Genomic DNA, 18,947 nt, shown 5'->3' with positions numbered 1-18,947 from the left:
AGATCATCCATCCCAAATAACATTCAACTGCCCACCAAAATATTTTTTGAGCACCATATCCCAGACGCCTTTCGCTTCTTTTTAATGCTTTAATATTTTCCATCATTTTACCTGCTATGAAAACAAACTTCCGATTGCATCGCAGACATTGTCGATGCCGATTTTGGCCATATCCACCAGGCTGTCCTTTTCACCGTCGTTATCGACGTCGGCAATGTCCAGATTAATGCTCAGGTCGATGACCATGCCGATGGCCGCGCCCACAGCTGTGCCCGCCCCTGGAAAAAGGAAGGTGCCGATGGCCATGCCGGCCGCTGTGGCTCCGGCGCTGGACACCAGGTCAACGGCGGAATCGGTGATGGTATCCTGAATGCCGTCCGCGGTGGGGGTAAAGGCGCCGTCGGTGAAGAGATGCTCGCTGGCGTTCGCCCCAACGGTCAGCAGATCGCCGGCAATGCCGATGCCTTTTCCAACCTTTTCCAGTCCGTCCAGCTTTTTAAACTCTGACGGATCAAGCATTTTTTTGTAGTTCAGGCTTTCTTTAAACTGCTGTTTGCCGTATTCCAGGCTGATTTTCCCTTTACTGAGATTGCCACCCTTGTTTTGTAGGTCTTTTATAGTTTTATAATAATCTTTAAAATCGCTGCTGCGCACCACCTTTCCTTTTTCACCCAAGAACAATTCTTCTTCTCCCAGAATATCAAAATATTTTGAGTTTGTTTTCAGACCGTTTCGCGTAAATTCTTTTATGTCGTATTTTTTCCAGTCCACATCAAGGATATTTTTCTTAAGGTAGTCGGTGAGCTCGGCTCTGGACAGGTTTTCTACAATGGGCCCGGTGAGCTGCAGGCGGTAATGATTACCAATTTTCTGCATTTTGAAACGGACGCCGTCTTTCAGCAGGGTGATGCTCTTGTGCCGGTCGAAGGGATAGGCCGCGAGGCCGATCTTTTCGCCCCACAGGGCTTCCATAAGCTCCTGCATCATGGCTTCATCGCCTTCCACCACGCAGCCCTGGGCGTTCATCCAGAAATCCTGAATGACGTCCATCCAGCTCATGTCGATACCAGCAGTGCTGAACTGGCCCGTGGCCGGGTTCCACGCGCTTTTGATGGCTGAGACACCACTTGCCGCGGCGCTGTACAGGGGCTCGGCACTGTCAAACAGACTGCTGGTCTGGTTTTCGATGTCGTAGAGCTTTTGAAGCTTTTCTTCCAGCTCCTGTATCTGGCTGATATTTAACTGTATGCTGTTCTGGTAAAGGGAAATACTGGTCATATAGGCGCCGGCGTAGTTTAAACCCAGAACTTTATCGTTCAGACAGCTGTTTAGATGGGTTACGCAGTTCTGCAGATTTGTATTGACTGCCTGCAGGCTTTCAATTTTATTTCGCAGCTCATCCTCGACCAGGTCTTCGTCCCCCACTGCTCCAATAAGGGTTGTATGCTCCTGTATGAGGATTTCGTTGGCGCAGATAAGCCCCTGCACTACTGCTGTGTGGCTGTTCAGCTGCGCCTTTACGCTGTCCCACGCCGCGCCTTTTAAGCTTTCGTCACCGCTGAACTGAGCGATGGCTTCCAGCGCGCTGCCCAGGCTTTCATTATCCTGTGACAAAAGGTTGACGGCGCTTTCTGCATGACTTTTGATGCTTCCCGGATAGAGTGCTAATCCCATGATATTTCCTCCTGTTCTGCGCGCTCTGTTTTTACGGTGTTATGCCTGCCCGCCCAGCTGGATGCCGGACAATGCCTGGTCCAGCCCCTCGAAGGCGGCGCCAAGACTTTCGACATGGCTGGCATCGGCTGTCAATACACTCTGGTAGCTGCTTTTCTGCGCCTGTGCGCTCTCAAAGGCCACCTTTGATTTATCTTTGGCGGTGATGGTGGACTGGCTGTCCACTGTGATGGTCTGCTGCTGCAGGGTCTGGGCGCTTCCAGCCAGACGCTGGGCATTTCCGGATGCCTGCCGCAGATTGCTTTCGATGTTATTGGCCATTTTGATTCCTTCTTTCTCCTGGCCGCCCTGTCTTATTCGGTGTAGCGCGGTATTCTCAGGCGGCGGTACACGCCTCCCCGGAACAGGCAGCCGTCTTTAAATTCTGGTATCTCCTTAAGGGAGGCGAATGGAAAGATGTTAACGGTGCCCTGGTTGCCAAGCACAAGGCCGTCCACTGAGCTCTTGACATATTTTGTAATTTCATCAAAGCCTTTCATCTTTCCGCTGTGGCAGGTCATAATGACTGAGACCCCTGCGCCGGCCGCATTTTTAAGCAGCTGAGCCACTGTAGCTGTATTACTTTTGGTAAAATCGATAAAGTCGTCAACGTCGTCAATGACAAGGTAGCAGGGCGCCATGGCCGCGTATATTTCTTTTGGCTTGAGGGTGGTATTTTCCGCCATGGCTTTTCTAAAGGCTTCTGACCGTGCCTGGATGACTGCGCTAAAGGTTTCGATAAACTGGGGCAGCTCTTCTGGATTATCCATATAGGTGATATTATTTTTAGGCTTATAGCTGTACAGCTCCATTGATTTGGAATCGAACAGGAAAATATCGCCCTGATCTTTTATCTGGTTCATGATGATCTTAAGCGCATTGGTTTTTCCTTTGGCCGCTTCGCCCACAATGGTAAAAGGGCTGCTGGTCCGGTCGAAGCCCATGAGCTCGACCTTTTCTTTGTCCAGCCCCAGCATGATCTGATTTGGGGTTCCCGCGTAATCGCCCATCATGGTGGAGACAAAGACTTCGGGCAGCACCGGTATCCGTGGTGCACGCTCGTCTGGGTACAGCCGGTTAATTTCACTGACAAGGGCCTTCACGCCATTGGTATACTCGACATCGCTGCTGAAGCGCGCCATGACATAGCACTGCATAAAATTGATCTGGCTGTCTTCTTTTACAAGTACCCTGCCCTTGATTTCGGACGGCTTGTGCTGGCTTCTGCCAATGAAGTTATTGCTTTCCTGGTCTTCAAAGGTGTAGCCTGCAATTTTAATCTTAAAATTGTTCAACGTCGCGTATTTTACGCCGTTGCTGCGGGTGGTGGTGCCCATAACGTAAATGCCGAGGCCCGCGCCGTCCCGGCTGATCTTTGAGAAAAAGTCTTCAATCTCAAAGCCGAATTCCTTGATGACATCAAAATTGTCAATGGCAATGACAATGGCTTTTAAAGGTGTTTCGCTGACCTGGTTGTAAACATAAAAGTTCTGCACTGCAAGGTCGGCCAGCAGCTTTTTACGCTCTGCAATTTCATCGTTGATCACATTGATAAATTTGTTAAAACGCTCCTGTGCGTCGACGGTGATGTAGTCTGCTGTGTGGGGCAGTCCATTTAATGGAATGAGCGCGCTGTTGCCAAAATCCAGGATGTAGAAATTAAGATTGGACACACGGTTCACAAGTGCCAGACTTAAAACAGCGGTTGTCAGAAGAACTGATTTCCCATAGCCAGAGGAGGCCATATACAGGAAGTTTCCGTCTTTCTGAAGATCGATACAATATTCGCGCTGGTCCTGCTCTTCAGGAATATCCATGAGGCCAAGGGGAATTTTAAGATCAAGCTCTGAGGTGTCTTTTTGGGTGATCTCTTCTGCGACTTCGCCATTCTGGATTAAAGCAGGCGTAAGGATCTGTTCTTTTAGTGGCGGCAGCCATGGCCGCTTAACCTGCCGTGAGCCTTCTCTTTCAAATATGCTGTGGATGTAATTAATGGTTGCGTCCAGCTGCGTTTCCTGAAGCTGCATTTCCTCGCTGTCACCGCTCAGGTCTTCATTGACAAGCTCACCCTGTCCCAGGTCATTGATGACATAAACACGGTCGTCCACCACTTCCTCCTGCGCGTCCTCTTTATAGGCGGCGCCGCTCCACGCGGATTGGAAGAGCTCGTAGATTTCATTGTTGCCAACCTGGAGATAGGCTCTCCCTGGCTGGGTGATGCTGGCAGCATCCGGAGTTTTAATGATTTCCTTACTGTCGCTTTCATTCTGCACTTTTAACGCCAGCTTGAATTTTGAGTTGGTCCATATCTGGTCATCCACCACACCGGTTGGCTTTTGGGTTGCCAGAATAAGGTGTACGCCCAGGCTTCGGCCAATGCGCGCTGCGCTGACAAGCTCGCTCATAAATTCAGGCTGTTCTTTTTTTAACTCCGCGAACTCATCCGATATTAAAAACAGGTGCGGCATCGGTTCTTCCGCCTCGCCGTTTTTAAACAGAATATTGTAGGCGTTAATATGGTTGACGCCGTATTTCTGAAAATAGCGCTGACGCCTGGCCAGCTCGCTCTTTATGGAGGCCATGGCACGCATGCTCTCAGCGCCGTCAAGATTGGTAATGGTGCCGAGCAGATGGGGCAGATTTTCGAACAGGCCGGCCATTCCGCCGCCCTTATAGTCGATGAGCAGAAAACCAACCTCATAAGGGTGAAAATTCACTGCCAGCGATAAAATATAGGATTGTATAATTTCAGACTTTCCGGAGCCGGTAGTCCCTGCGACCAATCCGTGCGGGCCATGAGCTTTTTCATGCAGATTCAGCCGGACATAATCCTCCTCTGCCCTCACCCCTAAAGGCACAGCCAGTGATTTGTGGGACTGGTTGGCCGCCCAGCGTTTTTCGATGTTTAATTCTGCGGGTTTTGACACCTTGTACATTTCAAAAAAGGTGATGCTTTCAGGTATCTGCGATACAATTCCCTGTTTATGTTCCAACACAGACAGATTTCGTGCCATTTTTTCAAAATCAACGTGGGCCGCATGATTGAGGCGGAAACGCTTTTCTGCGATTTCTTTTTCATCAAGCAGAAGCACGCCCTGCTCGGAGTTTTCCAGCAGCACAATGGTTCCGATATTTTCTGGCAGGTTGGCCCTCAGATGGGTGGTATAGATAATTGAAAAGCCCAGGGCGTCCCCTTCTTTGTCTAAATATTCCATAACGGAGTGGTCAATGATAAGCTTAGGCTCGTCGATGATAAACAGAAAGTGCGGCAGAAAACGATGGGATTTTTTGCTTTCATCCACACGCTGCTTCCGCTCTTTAATAATCTGATGGATACTGCCCAGCACCTGGTCTCTTTTCCGCTCGGTGTTGATGTTTCCCACAACGTTGATTTCTCTCAGCCGCAGATGGGGATACCAGCGCATCCACGCAAAATCCTCCTCGTATTTTTCATCATAAACCGTGATAATTTCCAAATCGTGGTAGCTCTGCTCAAAAGTCATCTGCGCCACCAGTAGCTTCAGCTGCTCATGAACAACATCTTTCTCGCCTACCAGTCCGAGGTGGTCCCTTTTCAGATCTACCAGTACCGGCTTGTTCTCAATGGTTGAAAATTCTTTTTTAATGTCGTTTGCTTCTTTTTCAAGCGCATCGTCATCCATGGATAATTCATTGTAGGCGATCTTCACATCAAAGCTGACACTGTCCACCACTTTCCCGACGCTTACCCGTAAAAAGTCGTCGTCATTGGCACTGCGTTCATATATTCTGTCGCTGCAACCGTTGACCATGGCTTCGATTTCTTCAATTTCCGGATAATTATAGCGGTAGGCTTCACACTCTTCGATATACTGCTCATAGATTTCCCGCCGTTTTCGCAGCAGGTAAGCGCCGTACATCTGCTCGCGCTTCGCATTGATCTCCTTTTGCTCTTTACGGTCATTGATGAACTTTGTCGTTGAAAAAATCATGGTCATCGCCATGCCCGCTACAGACATGAGTATAAAAAGACCTCTTTTCATGAGGATACTGATCGCAATGGTTACGCAGAGCATCACCAGCGAAGGCAGAATGGCCTGCACCAGGCTTCCCTTTTTCATATTAGATTTCTGCGGCGGTTTGCTGATTTCAATTCTGTCTGTTGGAATGCGCTTGATAATCCGTGGCGAACGCTTATAAACCGGGAATCCTTCAAAGGGGGTCTTGCGGTCAGCCACTTCGAGCAGACTGGTGGTAATTTTTTCGTGATTGCCAATGATGACCAGTTGATCAGGAAAAACAATCAGCTTTATGCCTCCCAGGAAAAGCTCATCGCCTTCTTCCACTGTCAATATGCTGTTTTGAGGATCAATTTTTTGACCGTTATGGTAAATATCTTTTACCTTTGAGTTCTCCAGCGCACTGATCACCACCTGATCATTCTCAATGATGATTTTATATTGAAAGCCCTCGACATTAATATCCTCGTTCTGACAGGAAATGGTTGTCTGTTCATTGCGCGCAAATCGCTTTTCCCAATCGCGGTAAAAATAAAAAATCTCCCCTGTTTCAAGCTGCCCCCAGGAAAAAGCCTGAAGCTGCGTTGTTTTTTCTCCTTCAGTTACCTTTATTTGTCCTTCTTCAATTTCGCAGAGGGCTTCTTTTAACTTAAGCTTTTTTATTACAGGGTATTCTTCATAGCTCACTCTGTTTTTTACAATCAAGTAATACATTACTGCTCTACCTCACTGTACTTTTCTTTCAGAGGCTGGATTTTTTCTTCAAGAGCCGTTAAAGCCGCTGTTTTTTCCGCACCGCTGAGCTTTGTATCGGTTTCCACTTTGTTTTTCTCTTTTAAATAGGCATACAGTAAAAGCTGGTCATCGGACTGCTGCATGGCAATGTTTTCTGCTTCCTCTGTCTCCATGCGTCCCAGATGAATCCAATAATCCAGTTTTTTCTCATTTTCGCGTACGGTCATATTGGCTAGAATATTGTTTTTCTGCTCCTGGCTGAGACTTTCGCTCCGGATATAAGCGTTGGCCAGAATAAATTTCTGATGCTTATCCATGTTGTCGACCTTGACCTTTTCCAGCTTTTCGATAACTTCGATATAGTTGCTCTCAATATAGGCGTTATCTGCCTCCATGACAGCTTTCTGGTAAGGCAGCACCTTTAAATAGGTATAACCAATACAGCCAACAGATAATACCAGCAGCACAAGGCTGATGTTCATGACAATTTTCATTCTGGAGAACTTCGATTTTTCGACAACTTTTTTTGTTTTCGCGTTTTTTTCCACAAGGTCGTTTCGCTGCCGATCCAGATAGCCGATGATTTCCTCAATGGTTGCCATTTCACCCAGCGGCGCCAGCAGCTTGTCTTTCTCAAGCAGCTGCATTCCGCCTTTCAGATAATCCTCAAAGGTATACTGTTTTTGCAGGGCATACCCGATCAGCGCCTTGTAGGCCTCTAAAAATTCTTTTTCGGAAAAGCCGGTTCCTTCTTTATAGGTATCGCGCTGTTTAACGAAGGCCTGGCCATTGACATTATAATAAAGATTTTCAGGAGCCAGTGAAAACTTGAGTTCCCTGGCCTCTTTCTTTAACTCACCCACACTGAGCAACACTGAGAAGATCATTGTTTTCTCTTCGCTTTGTATTTCGCTTACCGCTTTCAGTCTTGAAATCGTGTATTCCACCTTCAGGTCTTCTTTACTCTCTGTCCATGACATTTTTAAAAATCGTGGTCTGGAGTACAAAAGCTTTTTATAATCAAAGACCGTGTGCGCATTCAAAGCCGACTTTTTTATCACCTCTGTCAGGGCTGTCTTTGGAGCGTCTGTCTGGAGCGGCTCTTTTTTATTTTCTTTTTTCATACTTTCTTCCTTTCATTTCCATGCCTTCAAACGATCTGAAGCAGGTCACCATTGAAGATTCCAGCCTGCCTGTAGCTTAACCGGCTATTGATATACCGTTTTCTTCGCTGTGATTTTATTAGAACTTTATTTAGATTCTCTCCCAAAGAAATCGCGTTGTTTTCTTTTAAAATTTTCAGGGTATCCATTATTTTTTGATCGGGGTTCACCATAATATCCCGGTTTATACTACTATTGGTCAATTTTATCGTTAATTGCAGCAATTTTTTCCTCACTTTTCCTGCGTCGTTTTTTATAGTACTGAACCATAAACAGTAAAAATACGCAAAATACAATGCCAATTGCCGGAAAAACAAGCGAGAGATCCTGATCCGCAGGCGTTGTGTTCACCTTCACAACCTCCTGAGAGGTGTTCAGAAAAAGCGTGTTGACCACGTCATCATCCGCTCCCTCCTGCCGTATTTCTGTGACAAACAGTTTTTGCTGTATCTCACTGTTTTTCCGGCCGTTTTCCTGTTGCTTTATTTCAATCAGCGTTTCATAATCGTCTGTAAACAGTGCCACTCCATTGAGATCGGTTAACGAGGAGTAGCTTTCGTTTTTTTGCTTTAGTATCTCAGTATTAAACTCAAGTTCCGAATTCGCAGCCATCTTTTCCTCCTGCGCATCCTTTTTAAATAGGATTATTTATTATTCTTCTTTCTTTAACAGCATTCTGACGATGATCACAATCAACACGATGGCGAGCACACCAAAAGCACAGTACAGCACCACGCCATAACGGAAAGTGTCATTCTGCTTTTTCGTCTGGTTGACCTCCTCGTCGCCGCTCGCCAAGCTTTTTGTGGTTCCCTTTACCTTCGTGGGTGTTTTGTCCACAAAACGAAGTGGCTCTGCCATAAATTTATAGGTGTCGGTATACTCGACCGTTCCGAGCCGGGTGTAAGGCAGCTTTTCGGTAAACGCGGTAAGCAGGCCCTGATTGCTGGCACTGTTTTCATTTCGAACACGTTTTACATCTTCCAGCTTTTCGGTCATTGCTTTTTCTGATTCGCTGGACGCTTCCGCTACGCTTTTTTGCAGATTGGCCACATTCTCCTGTGAGGTCTCAAGCACTTTTTGCATAATGGTTGTCTGTTTCGTACTGTTTTCTGTGTAAGTCTGTGAGATTTTTTCGCCATTTTTAGAGATATCACCGACGTATCCATTGATTTCTTCCTGGTTAATTTTCGCAAAGGGATCGTAGTCATTAACCACCTGGCTGAATACTGCCAGCTGTTTGTCCGATAAATCCAGCTGCTCGAGCAGCTTTGTTTTTAACAGATCGGTCCGGTCGACAAGCGGTTTGATGATTTCATCGTTCAGTTTGTTTCCAATGCTTTCTGTATCCAAAGTCGGAATCTTTACCGCTTCACTTTCAAGATCGGTCTGAATATTTTTGCTCAGCTCTTTCAGCTCATGGCTCACTGTTACCTTCTCATTGTTTTCATCGACAATGGGAAGCTCGGTATCCGGGTCAATGGCAATGCCCTCATAATCTGGTATTGACGCATTCAAAATAGCTGTCAGCTGATTTTTGCTGACTTTGCTGTCCTTTGAGTAGACTGTTTCACTGGCAACATTAAGGTCTGAGGCCAGTGTGGCAATATCCAGCGTACCGTCCACAGGATCGACTGAAAGATCAACCGCAACGGATTTTCCCTTGCTGGATACGATCAGCTCATTGCCTGAAGCGGAGGCGGTAATAACCGGCAGGTCTTCTGTACTGTTATCTTTCTGAATCAGTACCATGATGGCGTTGGCCGCAGCCTCTCTCCCTACCGTTTTTGAGCTGTCTGTTGTATTCAAGTCCTCATTGTATTGCTTAATTGACGCCTCCTGATGTTTTTGGATTATGTCAATTGCTGCTTTATACTTTTCAACTTTGGTTTTAATGTCTTCATTCCTGACATTCACTTGATCATTGTATTCTGAAAAAGAAGTGTTAAGCTCATTCAACGCCGCCTGATAAATGATATTCCCTTCCTCATCCTGTACCAGATTAATGCTGTTGACAACATCTGTCGCAGCGCCGATGGTTATACCCAGACCCGTACTCTCTGTCTTAATCGCGTCTAAATCCTCCTGGCTCAACGCGATGTATTCTGCGTATTTTGTGTTGATGGTTGACACAAGCTCCTGGTTGCCCGCCAGATATTCCTTAATATCCAGAGGCTCATACTCGGTGTTTTCTGTTTTCATCTCAGGCGTTTTCACCAATGTCACAAGATCGTAAGGCTGAATACGCAGCAGCGCTTCTGTGTCCGTGGTGTCATTGGCCAATACCTTTTTAACATCATCCTGTGAACTGTGAAAGGTGTCTAAAATCGAACTGATATACATGTAACTTAAATCATTGTTCATTGTGCGTTGGAGCGCCGCAATATCGTAAATTACGGATTCCATCGCTTCCTTCGTCAGATTTGTATTGATTTTATATTCTAACTCGGCTTTTGCCGGTGTTGTGTTCAAACTTACTGCGCTCTCTGAGAATGTGGCCGGGATGATAACATAGCCTCCATAGATGCCATTTTCCACACCTCTTTTGGCATCTTCCAGACCAGTCTGCACAAAATTCCTCCCGGCATCTTCCAGCAGTTTTTGCGCATAGTAGCTCATTTCTCCATTTTCAAGCGTCCCACTGTCTAAATTTACCAGTGCAATCGTATCGCTTATCATTTCTGCTTCATCCTGCGAATCAGGCGTTGCCGCCGGCTGGCTTGTCTCTCCTGTTTCCTGCGGCTTACTGGATAACTTTCCTATTTCAAATCCCATAAGACAGACCAATAAAAGCACGACTGCCAACAGTCCATATTTTACTGGCGCCTTTTTCAAAAATTTTTGAATCGCTCCCACCATACTTCTCCTTTGTGTCTAAAACCATCTTAAAACAAACATGAGTTACAGTATTCCCGTAACTCATGCATAAAAAATAACAGCTTCTATCTTCCGGCGCTGGCCATCTGCTGGTCAAATTCAGTATAGCTGGCTTCTGCATTAATGAGTGCCTGCTGAATCTGCGTGATCAGATCTCTTGTGGCATTAAAGCTGGGTTCTAATCCTTCAAACTGGGTTACAAAGGACTGGAAGGCATTCCCTGCCCATCCTTCTTCCAATGAGTTCACCATGTTTCTCATTTCACCGACTAAAGATTCAAATTCTTCAGCCTTTGCGCCAAACTGACTTGCTTTTTCCTGTAACACTTCGCTACTGATACCAATATTTCCACCAATTGCCATAATGTTACCTCCTTTTTAAATTGTTTTAGATCTCAATGTCAGATCTTAAATATTTCTTTAACTTTACCATCCTTTTTACTTATTGTACGATTTCTGAACAAACAGCGGTTTTTTGCGCATAAACAACGGTTGACTGTTTTCTGTTTTTTCCGCGTAAGAAGGTTTTTAAAAAAACAACTCTTAAGAACACAAAAAACCCAGGACGTAACAAAAAGTGACATCCTGGGTTTTATTCTTAACGGCCGTTCCGTTTCAGCCATTCAAGCTCGACCAGACGGGCTTCACGCATCCGGCTGCGGAGGGTTTCATCGCTATAGGGGACTTTGACAACCGCGCCGCCGTGATAGCCAATCTGATGGTCAAAACACCCGCTTTCCGGTTCTTTCATTGACTGAAAACCGATTGACAAACAACGGTCCTTCTGTCCGTTCAAATACCATGAACGACAGCCAGGGCCGGATGACAATCGGCAGCATAATTTTCGTTTCATTTTTAAGGGCCAGGACCTCCTGGGCCATCTGCTTGCAATGCGGGATGCTTACTGCCAGATGGGTTAAAATCATTTCATAAAAGCTTTCCAGCGGGCCGCCAAAGAAAAGCTGGCTGCCGTCCGTAAAGGTGACGCGCACCCGGCTCTGCGGATAGCCTTCCACCTCCTCATAGCAGGCGATGGGTCTTTCCAGAATGGCTGCACGTGCTTCATAGCTCTGTTCCGGTTTCATATTCTTTACTCCTTTGCATTGTTAAAGTATTGACGATAAAAAAAGAAACTGAAGGTGTACAGCCTTCAGTTTCCGGGTGGAATGCCTTAGTATCCCGATGGGTCGTTATTTAGTTTGTTTGCGTTTGATGCTGAAAATGGCCAGCCCGCAGAGCGCTGTGACGGTGCACATTACCAGCAGCGTACTGGTTTTTTCCTGATTTGTCAGTGCTGTACCCGGATTTGAGCCGTTGTTTTGGGCCGCTGTCTGGACCGTTGTGTCTGTTTTTGTGCCATTACCTCCAGATGGGTTATTGTCTTCTGGTTTCACCGTTGGCGTTGTTGGGTCTGTTGGTTTTGGTTCTTCTTTTTTCGTGACGGTTACGGTACATTCAGCGGTTTTATTGCCGTCTTCTGTGGTAACGATAATCGTCGCTTTACCTTCACCTACAGCGGTGACCACACCGCCTTTAACCGCCGCTACTTTTTCATCACTACTTGACCAGCTGACGTTTTTATTGGTGGCGTTTTCTGGGGTTATTTTGGCTGTTAGCGCAGTGGTTTCATTAACTTTCAACGCAGCCTTTCCTATGTCTAAGCTTACGCCTGTCACAGGAACCGTAACGGGTTTTTCTCCGCTGACTGTTACATTGCACACATCTGTTTTTTCGCCATCTTCGGTAGTAACGGTGATCGCTGCTCTTCCTTCGGCTAATGCGGTAACGACACCGCCTTTAACCGTCGCTACTTTTTCGTCACTGCTTGTCCAGCTCACGTTTTTGTTGGTGGCGTTTTCTGGGGTTATGGTAGCTGTTAGCATGGTGGTTTCACCAATTTTTAAGGCGGCATCTGTTTTGTCTAACTCAACGCTTTCAACTGAAATATTTACCGGTATATTTTCCTGTACATCCGTTGTTGAATTTTCGTTTTTGGTCTCAATCAATGCGTATTGACTAAAATGATCGGTTGTAAATACCGCATAACCATCCTCTGTAATCGTGGTTGGTATCACTTGTGGATAGCCTCCATCCATGATATAAACAATGGTCAGGCATTTCAGGTTATCAATATTCTGATCAATTTTAATACGTATCGTCAGCGCTTCATTAAACTGGCTGATGGTATTGCCGTCTTTATCTGCCATTTTCAAATCCATAAACTTCACAATGGATTTATAATTATCCTTATAGTATTCCTCAATGGTTTTTTGCTCTTCTTCAGGTATCTTAGTATTATCCATCGTTACAGAGTAGCCCTCCGGCACTGCGCCCTGTGGAATGAAAACATCCATTTGAACATCGTCCTGTACAATGGTCTGCTTTTCTGTTTCGATAACCGTTACCTGGCAGGAGGCTGTTTTTTCACCGTCTTCTGATTTTGCTGTGATCACAGCCGTACCCGTGGTGATTCCAGTCACGAAACCACTTTTATCAACGGCGGCGACAGCTTCGTTATCGCTGCTCCAGTCCACTTTCTGATTGGTTGCGTTTGCGGGTTCAAAGACCGGAACTAACCTTTGAAGGGCTCCTTTTGGTATACTGGCTTTGTCTGTGAGTGTCATGTTCCAGACGGCGACGTCCTCATCTTTTTGAGAGCCGTCCAGATAAAGCTTTGGTCCATTTTCGAGGCTCCAGATTGTGCCGTCTTCACGAATAGCGTAGGCTTCCTCAAATTTGTTATCGCCAACCATTTGGCTGACTTTATCTAAGACAGCGATATCTCCCCGATAGGCAATATGATCGGTTTTTAAAGTAAAGTTTCTTCCTTGGAAAAGCACATTGGCCGGTGGGGTTACATCCTGGCCAGATAAAGTAAACACTTTTCCATCTTTAGTTTTATAGCTATAGCCAGAATCGACAAAAGTATCAAATTGATCGGTAACTAGAACGAGCTCTCCATTGTCCGTGCGCCATTTCCATAAATGATTACGATCATCCGCAAAATGGCATTCATACACGTCGCCTGACCCAGATATTGTTAATTGGTACGCGGTGACCTTAATCTTCTGATCACTGATTTTGAAAACTGTTCCTCCAGTTGGCGGTTTATACCAGCTCGTTCCATAAGGTGCCACAAAACTGGTTCCCTCGCCATTTATAAAGAAATTATCATAAACTGCATCAATTTGCTCACTGCATTTTTCAATTTTTAACTCATAGTCGTAGCTCATAAGATTATCAGACTGTTTTTCCCAGTGGCAGATATAATAAATATTATCCTCTGTAATATATCCATACATCCCATATCCGCCTAAACTATATCCTTCCGGCTTTATTAAAGCTTTGACATCAGACGCTACTACCTTTTCTCCCGCATCCGTTTTTTCATACAGATTGCCTTCTTTTAAATAACAAACGCCTAATACAACCGATCCGCCTGGGATAATATCATAATAATCATCAACTTGATCACTTATTTTTTCACCTGTAATTCTAAAAAGCTCATTTTTATGATTCAGGGCGTGTAAGCGGCTGTATTCCTTGACGTTTTCAACCGTCTTTGTGTATTCTGTGGCGCTGATATTTGGATGCTTATTCTCTGCTTGTGATAGATCTCTTACCAAAAGATTATTATCAAAATCCAAAATCGCACTGTAATTATAGGTTTTTTCTCCTAATATCTGATAAGGTTGCACATACTCTTTTACCTTATCATGAATCAGTTCTGGTGTTTTCCCACCAAAATTCCACAGATTTCCATCCGCATAAAGCGCGAAACGACTTTCCGGCATAACAGTTGGCAATTCACCGATGGGTTTTCCTACTGGCTGGACTGCCTGGATTCCTTTTACTATCACTTTAAAAGGAGCCGCCTGTTCCTTTCCATAATGGAAAACAACTGTTGTCTCACCTGCTTTCAATCCTGTCATTTTGTAATTTTGGCTATATTCATCCCGTTCAATACGAACAATCTCAGAATCCGATGTTTCAAGAAGCATTTTTTGACTTTCCAAAACCCCTGAGGGTGCGGAAGTTTCTAAATAAGCATGATATCCCTCTAATACCGAAATATCCGAGAGCGACACGAAATTCAAACGATCAGCATCAGAGACAAGCGTGCCGTCCAGCACCAGTTGATAAAGATTAGGAAATTCTTTAAAAAAACTGACGTCCTTTACCTGGGTATTCGTCAAATTAACGTTAAACAGATTATATAGTTCTTTCAAAGCGGATATTTCCGCTATATTAGTATCTTTTAAATCAATGATTTTTAAATTTTTAAACTGCGCCAATGCAGTGATATCCTCAACAGGGTTCCCAGATAAATTAACGCTATAAATATCTTTTGATTCCTTAGGTATATCTGAAATATCCGTTATCTTATTTCCAGACAACTCTAAAGAGGTAACCTTTTTTAACTTCTCAAATCCCTTAAGATCTGTCAGCGCACAATTTTGAAATCCTACTTGACCTTCTAAAGTAGATGGCAGTTCAACACTGGATAAATTGGAAAATCCATAAAAAGTGCTGAGTCCAATCCCTTTGATTCCTTCTGGAACAATAATACCTGTAATGATATTTCGATCAAAATTATAGCCTAAACTATCAATTACTGTGACTGATTTCCCATCAATTTTATCAGGGAAAACCACGATTCCCCCCGGGCCATGATATTCTGTAATCGTCAAAGTCTGACCATCATTATTCACTTTATAATTAAAATCCTGGGGGACTACCCCATCAGTCACTGTCAGAGTCAGGTCTTTTTTGTAAGTTACACCGCTATTTTCATAAGCAATCGTTGCTTTAGTCTGTCCGATTTTTTTACCTGTAATTTCGAGTCCATTGTTATAGGAAGCTATTTTTAACTCAGCTATTTCTGGGTTTTCAACAGAAACCTGTAATTGCTGATAAGAGATGGTTTCGGGCTTTCCTTTAAAGGTTCTGATTGAACCCGGACGGATAGTTTGGTCTTTGATCTGCATAAGATCAAACTGATCTTCTGCACTGACACTCGTACCAGACAGGGTTACTTCAGACAGGTTATCGAGCTTTTTCAAGGGCGAAATATCTTTTAAATCCGGGTTATCACCTAACTCAACACGGTACAGACTGGTTATTTTTTCAATGCCGTTCAGTGAGGTGAGGCGATTTTCTCTGAAAATAATTTCCCGAACAAATGCGACGTCTTCGAGCCCTTTAATATCCGACATATTTTTTAATTCATTGTTATCTAACCATAATATGCTCAAATTCCTACTATTCTTCAGTGCCGAAACATTACGGATGGCATTATGTGAAGCATAAATCGTTCCAATATTCATGCCTTCAATTCCATCGAAAGATGTTAGTTTATTATTTGAGACTGTTAAAATTGAGATATGCTGAAGGGATTTAATTCCTTTGACACCTTTCAGATCCGTCATACTTGTGTTTTCTATTCCAAAATAGTTTAAGTTAGAACAACCTGCCAAAGCACTGACATCTTCAATGGGCTGTCCTTTAAAGCTGAGATTACTTAACTTAGTCGCTTTTTTAAATCCATCAGCCGTCTTAATCGGACAGTTTTCAAAACCTGCACAAGCCATCAAGGTCGAAGGCATATCAACCGTTGTTAAATTCGGGCAGTCCTTAAAAACACCGCTGCCAATACTGGTAACACCCTCTGGCACTGTCACACTTTTAACTACCTCTTTATAGGTCGTAGCCCAGCTTGTTCCTCCCCATGGGCCAATCTCAGTCACCTTAAGACCATTAATTTCACTGGGAACTACCACATCAGCAGCGTTGCCAGTATAAGCAGTCAATACGAGCGTCCCATCGTATTTTGTGTCATAGGTAAAATCTGCAACAGCTGTTTCTTTACCAGGAATGGTTTCTTCGTCTGATGCAGGAACTGCCACATTTTCCTGGGTTTTGTTCTGGCTTGTTTCTGGAAGTCCATTATTATCTCCAGAAGCTTCGGGTTCGGTGGCTTCTTGAATAATTTCCTCTTCCGTCAAATCCTCCTGGCTTTCCAGCACATTTTCATTTTTTTCAACAGAAAATATATCATTGGCTGCATTTTCTGCGCTTTTTTCATCCACTTGATTTTCTTCTAGTTGTATTGTGGCCTCATCTGTTACTGTTTGGGTGTTACCTTCAGCAAAAATTCCTGTCGGTATGGTTGATAAACACAGTAGCACCACCAGAATTAAAGCGATTAATCGTTTTGTCCTTTTCATTTTCTCTCCTCATTAAAACGTTAACAAAATCAATACCAGCATTTCTTTTATTTACTGATACTTAGACAAATTGTATTGTAATATAACTTGATTTCCATTCTATCAAAGTTCCCTTTTGTGTGCAATATGTCGCACTTTTTGTGGCAGGACTTTTTTCTCCGATACTAAAGTTTGTATTCTCTCACTTTTATAAGTGTTTTCTTTTATCCTCCCTTTCTTAAGATTTTTGATGCCCTCTGGTATCTTTGCAGGCAGTCACGGAAAACTAAATAAAAAAGCTATGCAGGGTGAAATCACCACTACACAGCTTTGATTTTATCTCAAAAAAGGTTAGCACAAAAAAGCCTACTGAATTACAGACTATTTTCTTGTTTTTGGAGCGCAAATAGCCTATAATAAGTAATGCGGTACGTGCCCGGTCGGGCCGTTGTGTTGGTGGTCTCATCACCTGCGCAAGCCGGTATTGTGTTGCCGCACAATGCCGGATGCCGCAATTTTCTATTTAGTTTTCCTTAAACCTTATTATAAAACGAATTTCAGATTAAAGCAATCTCTTTATTCAGAAAGTTTTTATTTGTTATTTATACCTATAGCAGATCTATTTTTTCAATTTTTACGTCGGATGGCTTTATCAATGAGCTCTGCTAATTCCTCATCGCTGTAGACATACCGGCTGGTTTTCAGATAATCGAAAAAATCGCTGAAAGCCCGGACAATGCTGTTTTCACGAAGAAAAACGGTCGTCAGTTCGCTGCCGTCAGCATTAAAACTGCGGATGGCAATCTCACTCTCATTGGTTTTGATGATTTCTGTGTCCATCGGCACATGAAAAGCTTCTGAATTAATGGCCATATATTTTTGGCTGTGGTTTAACAGTTCTTGTCGGATATCTTCCAAAACTGCACATATCTCATTCCTGGTAAAGGGCCTTACAAAATAGTGCGGCAATGACCGAACGATCCCGGTTTCCAGCATCTCTCCAAGACTGGTGATATTAAAAATTGAAAGCGGATATTTACCACGCCTGTTGACATCACCATAAAAATCGGCCGCCATTTTGAGAATCGCCTCTCTTTCTGGCAGCTCCTGTTTGATAATCGCATTTAAAAAATCCCTGCTAAAATATTTTGCCAGACAGGGTGTCGGCTCGATAATGTACTCATATTCTGTAATCGCGCTCCAGCCATACATCTCCGGAATAGTCTTTCCTCTTTCCAGAAGATGAGGTGCGTTTTCAAACGCTCTGTTAAAGAGCTTTTTAAAATGAGCAAGCGTTTCCATTGTGTCAAAATAAATGACCGTCTCCAAAGACCGCTCAAAACACATGACACAGCGGTTGGTCATTATGAAGTTGTTCGGAATCAACTCCAGCCATACCCTGGGATCTCCTTCACCACAAAAATAGCGGGGCTCATAATCTTTATTCGAGTTCAGCCCAAATGCTAATAAGGGCTCCAAAGTTTCAAGATTATTCAAACAGGCTTTTTCATTATTACCGCTGTCCTTCTCAATATACACAAGATGTCTGATACTAACGCTTTTTTCACAGTCGATATAAAAATTATAAAGCAGCTCAAAGAAATACGGAAATCCATTGGGCAGATAGAAGCTGATCTCCGGTTCCTCAAAATGTTTGAATGAATCCCCCAAAACTGCCAGTACTGCTTTCTCGACATTTTCCTTCCCTTGAATCATTCGCCATCCCTGCTGGCTTGGCTCAATCTTTGTAAATCTCTGCTTTTCAAATTGGTAAGCATAATTTCTTAAGGGATTGCCCGAAAGACTTTCGATCACTTCCTTTACTTTTTTGCGCCGATAATAAATTTTATCGCCTAATTTTGTCTGAAGCCATAGTTCTGTGATCTCCTTTTTCTCAAAGGGAGTCAACGACATGGCCTTGGTAATCTTATCAACAAATTCTTTTTTCGGCACTCTTTCCCCAGATAAAACCTTGTGGATTACCGTCCGATTGACTTCTGCTTTTTTAGCCAGCTGGTAAACCGATTCTTCATTATTTTCGATCAGTTCCTTTAATCGTTCACTAAAAACAGACATTGTTTTCCTCTCCTTATAAAGAATTAAGGAATACTACAATACAATTTATCTATTATAATTATATACGAAGCCATTACTTTTTGCACTCTTAATATTTTTTGTTGCAAAGAAAAAATAATTGTTAGGATTCTCCTTAAAAAAAAGAGCCCTGATTTGATCAGCCCTTTCCCTTTGTTAAGC

11 protein-coding genes are annotated in these 18,947 nt (G+C 43.8%); all 11 read right to left on the bottom strand.

What is annotated here, in order from left to right; translation table 11 throughout:
• Positions 1 to 114 precede the first annotated feature (114 nt).
• The 11 genes from I2B62_RS07225 to I2B62_RS07175 all read right to left on the bottom strand — a co-directional run bounded on the left by I2B62_RS07225 (position 115) and on the right by I2B62_RS07175 (position 18,767).
• Positions 115 to 1,674: a T7SS effector LXG polymorphic toxin gene (locus I2B62_RS07225; RefSeq protein ID WP_195268315.1), complete on the bottom strand. Its 1,560-nt coding sequence runs from the start codon at positions 1,672 to 1,674 to the stop codon at positions 115 to 117.
• A gap of 39 nt (positions 1,675 to 1,713) precedes the next feature.
• The gene (locus I2B62_RS07220; protein WP_195268314.1) at positions 1,714 to 1,995 is read right to left on the bottom strand and encodes a TIGR04197 family type VII secretion effector; all 282 of its coding nucleotides are present in this window, start codon (positions 1,993 to 1,995) and stop codon (positions 1,714 to 1,716) included.
• Between the two features lie 32 nt (positions 1,996 to 2,027).
• Positions 2,028 to 6,425, bottom strand: coding sequence for a type VII secretion protein EssC (gene essC / locus I2B62_RS07215; RefSeq protein WP_195268313.1), 4,398 nt, complete (start codon positions 6,423 to 6,425; stop codon positions 2,028 to 2,030).
• Entirely contained in the window at positions 6,425 to 7,570 is a 1,146-nt protein-coding gene (locus I2B62_RS07210) for a type VII secretion protein EssB/YukC (protein WP_195268312.1), read from the bottom strand. Before I2B62_RS07210 ends, essC begins: the two co-directional genes overlap by 1 nt.
• 231 nt (positions 7,571 to 7,801) lie before the next feature.
• Positions 7,802 to 8,221, bottom strand: coding sequence for a hypothetical protein (locus tag I2B62_RS07205; RefSeq protein ID WP_195268311.1), 420 nt, complete (start codon positions 8,219 to 8,221; stop codon positions 7,802 to 7,804).
• Positions 8,222 to 8,260: 39 nt separating this feature from the next.
• Complete coding sequence (locus tag I2B62_RS07200) at positions 8,261 to 10,468, bottom strand: hypothetical protein (protein ID WP_207735964.1); 2,208 nt, start codon at positions 10,466 to 10,468, stop codon at positions 8,261 to 8,263.
• An 83-nt stretch (positions 10,469 to 10,551) separates the two neighbouring features.
• Positions 10,552 to 10,848, bottom strand: coding sequence for a WXG100 family type VII secretion target (locus tag I2B62_RS07195; protein WP_195268309.1), 297 nt, complete (start codon positions 10,846 to 10,848; stop codon positions 10,552 to 10,554).
• A 235-nt stretch (positions 10,849 to 11,083) separates the two neighbouring features.
• Positions 11,084 to 11,236 (bottom strand): hypothetical protein, encoded by a 153-nt coding sequence (locus I2B62_RS07190; RefSeq protein ID WP_195268308.1) that lies wholly within the window; start codon positions 11,234 to 11,236, stop codon positions 11,084 to 11,086.
• Positions 11,208 to 11,570, bottom strand: a complete 363-nt coding sequence (locus I2B62_RS07185) for a hypothetical protein (protein WP_195268307.1) — start codon at positions 11,568 to 11,570, stop codon at positions 11,208 to 11,210. The genes I2B62_RS07190 and I2B62_RS07185 overlap by 29 nt, the downstream gene beginning before the upstream one ends.
• A 105-nt stretch (positions 11,571 to 11,675) precedes the next feature.
• Positions 11,676 to 16,712, bottom strand: a complete 5,037-nt coding sequence (locus I2B62_RS07180) for an Ig-like domain-containing protein (RefSeq protein WP_195268306.1) — start codon at positions 16,710 to 16,712, stop codon at positions 11,676 to 11,678.
• A 606-nt stretch (positions 16,713 to 17,318) separates the two neighbouring features.
• Positions 17,319 to 18,767, bottom strand: coding sequence for a helix-turn-helix transcriptional regulator (locus I2B62_RS07175; RefSeq protein WP_195268305.1), 1,449 nt, complete (start codon positions 18,765 to 18,767; stop codon positions 17,319 to 17,321).
• Between the last annotated feature and the right edge of the window lie 180 nt (positions 18,768 to 18,947).

The sequence above is a fragment of the Eubacterium sp. 1001713B170207_170306_E7 genome (assembly GCF_015547515.1).
Classification (GTDB): domain Bacteria; phylum Bacillota; class Clostridia; order Eubacteriales; family Eubacteriaceae; genus Eubacterium.
Note: the sequence above shows the minus strand (reverse complement) of the source record. Positions and strands in the feature narration are given on the sequence as shown.